This is a genomic window from Phenylobacterium sp. (assembly GCF_036402295.1).
Taxonomy (GTDB): Bacteria; Pseudomonadota; Alphaproteobacteria; order Caulobacterales; family Caulobacteraceae; genus Phenylobacterium.
Genome location: NZ_DASWTE010000470.1, coordinates 1 through 4723, shown reverse-complemented (window position 1 = coordinate 4723; position 4723 = coordinate 1). Strand labels below are relative to the sequence as shown.

Here is a 4723-nt window from a genome sequence, read left to right as displayed (position 1 = left end):
GCCTGGTACCACTTGTCGTCCGAGGTGTCGGGCCGGAAGCGCGCCACGTTCAGATAGCCGCGGCCGGGGTCGTAACTGAACGTGCCGTCGGCCTCGGTGCGCTGCATGTTGAGCGTGGGCGTCACCGACCAGTTCTCGTCGAGGTCCACCTTCAGCGCCAGACGGGCGCCGTAGACGTCGGTCTCGTTGAAGTCGTTCTCGGCGAGGTTGTTGTTGTTGATGGTCACCGGGCCGGTCGGGTAGGTCAGCGTGGCGGCCTCGTTGTCGATGAAGCCGCTGTCGTGCAGCGCCCAGGCCACCAGGCGGACCGCCGCGCGGTCGCCCAGCGGCTGGTTCACGTAGCCCTCGAAGCCGTAGCCGATGTCGCCGTGCGAGACCGAGTTCACCTCGAGGTCGTAGGCCGCCTCGAAGGCCGAGGTGCTGGGCTTGTTGGTGATGATCTTGATCGTGCCGGCCTGCGAGCTCGCGCCGTACAGCGTGCCCTGCGGACCCGCCAGGACCTCGACGCGGGCGATGTCGTAGACGTGGATGTCGAGCGGGCCGGTGATGGTGGTGACCGGCTGTTCGTCGAGATAGACGCCGACGCTGGGCAGCGGACCCGAGTGGTTGCCGTTCTCGCCCGAGGCGATGCCGCGCATGTAGATCTTCGCGAAGCCCGGCGCCGAGGTGTTGATGGTCACGTTCGGCAGGAACTTGATGAAGTCGTTCATGTCCGACACCTGCAGCTGGTCCAGCCGCTGGGTGCTGAGCGCCGTCACTGCGACGGGCACGTCCTGCAGGTTCTCAGACCGCTTCTGGGCGGTGACCACCAGCTCCTCGAGCTGAGCCTCGGCGCTCGTCTGGGCCAAGGCGGGCGCAGCGACCGCGGTCAGCATCGTTGTCGTCAACAAGCCGAGCGACCAGTGCGCGGCGCGGCGCGAGATCCGTTCCGTCATCGTCATATCCCCCACAAACAAGGTTCGCGCCTGAACCCTCAAGGCGCATCCGGGTAAGCGTCGAGCACCGGCCCCAGCGCCGCCTTGAGCGGGCCGAGCCAGGGCTCATAGTTCCGCCAGTGGTCGGCGGCGTCGGTGAAGATCGGCCGGCGCACCTGCTCGGAGCTGGCGGTGCGCACGGCGCGGTCGTTTTCGTAGAAGCGCAGGCAGCCGTCCTCGAACGGCAGGCCGCAATAGGCCAGCAGCGCCCGTGTCTCGGCCTCGGGATCGGCCACCATGCGCTCGTAGACCACGCGATGGATGCGCCCGGGCAGAATTGCGACGAAGTGCTCCATAAGCGCGACGTAGTCGCTGTAGTAGCGGCCGAGATCGGTCAGATCGTAGGTGAAGCCCTGGCCGCGGGCGAAATGCTGCTTGAAGGCCGAGAAGCCGCAGCCCAGCGGATGGCGCCGCGCGTCGACGATCTTCGCGTTGGGCAGGATCAGGTGGATCAGGCCGACGTGGGCCCAGTTGTTGGGCATCTTGTCGATGAAGAACGGGCGGCCGAGCTTGCGGTGCACGCCGGCGCGTTCGAGGTATTCCTCGCCCAGGGCCTTCAACTGATCGGGGCCGAGGCCCGCCAGCATGTCTGGATAGACGCCGCTCGATGTCTTGCGCGCCTGCCCGCCGAGGCGCCGCGCCATGGCGATGATGTCGGGCAGCTCCTGGGTGCCCTCGACCTGGCTGTGGCTGGAGAGGATCTGCTCCACGAGCGTCGAGCCCGAGCGCGGCAGGCCGACCACGAAGATCGGGTCCGGCGCCGCGCAGCCCTGCCCGGCACGCTGCGCGAAGAAGTCGGGCGCGAACAGCGCCTGCGAACGCCGTACATGCAGCGAGGTCTCGTCGGCGTCGTAGGCCAGGTCCTGGCGGCGCATCGCGTTGCCTCGGGCGTAGTGGTCGAACGACGGGGCCCAGCGCGCCTGGTCCTCCAGCGCCTTGCCGAGCGCGAAGTGCAGGTGGAAACGGTCTTCGGGGTCCAGGTCGGTGCGGGCGATCTGGGTCTCCATCGCCGCCCGGTCGGCCTCGGAAAATTGCACGGTCTTGAGATTGGCGAGGCTCCACCAGACCTCGCCTAGTCCCGGCTGGAGGTCGAGCGCGCGGCGGTAGGCGTCGATGGCGTCGCCCTGGCGCCCGACGGTCTTCAGCGCATGGCCGTAGCTCATCCAGGTCTTGGGATGGCCCGCATGACGGCGCAGCACCCGGCCATAGTGGTCGATCGCGCCATCGTACTCGCCGATCCGCCCCAGCGCGGCGGCCTTCAGGTTGAGGTAGGCAGGGTTCTCGGCGTCGTCGGCCAGCAGCCGATCGAGCTGGGCGATCGCCTCGACCGGCTTGTTGTGACGGTAGAGGACGGTCGCGTAGTTGTGCCGCGCGGCCGTGAAGCCGGGCGCCAGTTCGACGCAGCGGGCCAGCAGGTTCTCGGCGTCCTCGGTGCGGCCCAGGCGCATGCCGGTCTCGGCCAGCATGCGGATGGCGGCGACGTCGGTCGGGCGCGCCTTCAGGATCGTGCGCAACGTCTGTTCCGCGACCGCCAGCTGGTTCTCGCAGAGCGCCTTGGCCGCGTGGATCAGCGCCGGGTCGCCGACCGAGGCGCGGACCGAGCGCAGGTAGGCCCGTTCGGCGCCCTCGACGTCGCCCTGCAGCCGCAGGGCCGCGCCCAGCAGGCGGAGGGCCTGGGGGTGCTCGCCGACCGCCTTCAGGATCTCGCGGGCCTGAGCCTCGGCGGCGGCGGCGTCGACGGACAGCAGACGCGCGGCGTGCTCGAGGGCGACCTCGAGAGTTCCGACGGTCTCTGCCGCTGCGCCCGCCACTGGGTCTCCGCCATGAAATATTTCGGATCGAAGAAACGGATGATGCGCTGACGGTGTCAACTCAAGGTCGAAGGCCGGGCTCACCCCAGAAGCCCGCCTGTGGCGGATAGAGCACGCCACGCTCGATCCGGCAGCCGCCTGCGCGGTCCTCGACCAGCCACCAGGGCCCGTCCAGGTCGACGGCGTCGGCCACCGCGCCGATCCACATGGCGGGTGCGATTGAGAGCGAGCTCGACACCATGCAGCCGGCCAGCACGCCGAGGCCGAGCTCGCGCGCCCGCTCGGCCATGGCCAGCGCCTCGGTGAGGCCGCCGGCCTTGTCGAGCTTGACGTTGACCACCTGGTAGCGTCCGACCACACGGGCCACGTCGGCGGCGGTGTGGACCACCTCGTCGGCGCAGATGGGCGCCGGATAGTCGAGGCCGTCGAGGGCGTCATCCGCGTCGGCCGGCAACGGCTGCTCAACCATCACCACCGGCAGGCGAGAAATGGGCTCGGCCATGGCCTCGAGGATCGCGCGCGTCCAGCCCTCGTTGGGATCGACGATCAGCTTCGCACCCGGCGCGGCCTCGGCCACAGCGAGCAGCCGCGCAACCGGGTCGCGGGCGTCCAGCTTCACCTTCAACAGCCGCGCATCCGCCGAGGCGGCGGCGGCCGCGCGCATGGCGTCGGGCGTGTCCAGGCTGATCGTCACCGCCGTCGGCATCGGACCCGGCGCCGGGCGGCCGATGCGGGCCGCGGCCGGGACGCCGTCGCGCCGCGCCTCCAGGTCCCAGAGCGCGCAGTCCAGCGCATTGCGCGCCGCGCCGGCGGGCAGCGAGGCCACCACCAGACGCGCCGGCTCGCCCGCCGCGACCCGCGCGCCGGCAGCCGCCAGCTGATCGGCCACCGAGGCCGCCGTCTCGCCGTAGCGCGGATAGGGCACGCATTCGCCCAGCCCGGAGAATGCGCCGTCGCGGAGCTCGGCCGTCACCACCTCGGCGTGGGTCTTCACGCCCCGGGAGATGCGGAAGGGCGCGCGCAGCGGCAGCCGTTCGGCGCGGACGACCAGCTCCAGGCTCACCGCCTTCCGCCGTCCCGGCGCATTCGACAGCGCTCACAACCCATGATTAGCATCGTCCGGGAAGCTGCATTTGGGGGCGGATCAATGACCGCAGAAGCCATCGAATCCCGCAAGCTCGATATCGCGGGAGTGCTGGGCGCCACATTCCAGGTGATCGGACGGAACATCGTCACCTTCTCCGTTCTCGGCCTCGTGCTGTCGGGTCTGCCGGCGGGCGTGCTGGCCTGGTTCCAGGCGATGTGGCTGAGCTCGCAGACCGACGGGCTGGCGACGGGCAACCTGGCGCTCAGCCCGGGCTACTTCACCAACCTGGGCTATGGCGTGCTGGTCTCGCTGATCACGACGGCGATCCTGCAGGGCGCCCTGATCTTCGCGACCGTGCAGGACATGAACGGCCAGAAGCCGCAGGTTGGCGAGGCGCTCGCCACCGGCCTGCGAAACTTCCTGCCGCTGATCATCGTCAGCATCCTGTTCGGCGTCGCCGTGGTGTTTGGCATGATCTTCCTGATCGTGCCGGGGATCATGATCGCCTGCGCCTGGTGCGTGGCGGTGCCGTCGCTGGTCGCCGAGCGGACGGGCATCTTCGGCTCGTTCGGCCGCGCGGCCGAGCTCACCCGCGGCAACCGCTGGCGGATCTTCGGGCTGTTCTTCCTGATCTGGGTCATCCTCGTCGTCCTGGGGGCGGTGATCGGCAGCATCACGGCGGCGACGATGTTCGCCACGCCCGGCGCGCTGGAGAACCCGATGGCTGTTGCGGCGAGCCCGCTCAACATCGGACTGCAGGTGATCCAGCAGACGATCACCGCCGTGATCAGCGCCTCGCTGGTGGCCGTGCTCTACGTCGAGCTGCGCAAGATCCGCGACGGCGCCGGCCC

The 4723-nt window shown here is 69.7% G+C and carries 4 protein-coding genes; 1 reads left to right on the top strand and 3 read right to left on the bottom strand.

The genetic code is table 11. From position 1 onward, the window contains the following. The 3 genes from VGD44_RS26235 to dgcA form a co-directional block, all read right to left on the bottom strand. A partial coding sequence (locus tag VGD44_RS26235; protein WP_331091717.1) for a TonB-dependent receptor plug domain-containing protein occupies window positions 1-875 on the bottom strand: 875 nt, incomplete at its 3' end. A 98-nt stretch (window positions 876-973) separates the two neighbouring features. Further along, window positions 974-2785, bottom strand: a complete 1812-nt coding sequence (locus VGD44_RS26230) for a sulfotransferase (protein ID WP_331091715.1) — start codon at window positions 2783-2785, stop codon at window positions 974-976. A gap of 61 nt (window positions 2786-2846) precedes the next feature. Further along, entirely contained in the window at window positions 2847-3848 is a 1002-nt protein-coding gene (gene dgcA / locus VGD44_RS26225) for an N-acetyl-D-Glu racemase DgcA (protein WP_331091713.1), read from the bottom strand. Window positions 3849-3932: 84 nt separating this feature from the next. Here dgcA and VGD44_RS26220 point away from each other — a divergent pair. Then, on the top strand, window positions 3933-4723 hold a 791-nt coding region (locus VGD44_RS26220; protein ID WP_331091711.1), incomplete at its 3' end, for a hypothetical protein.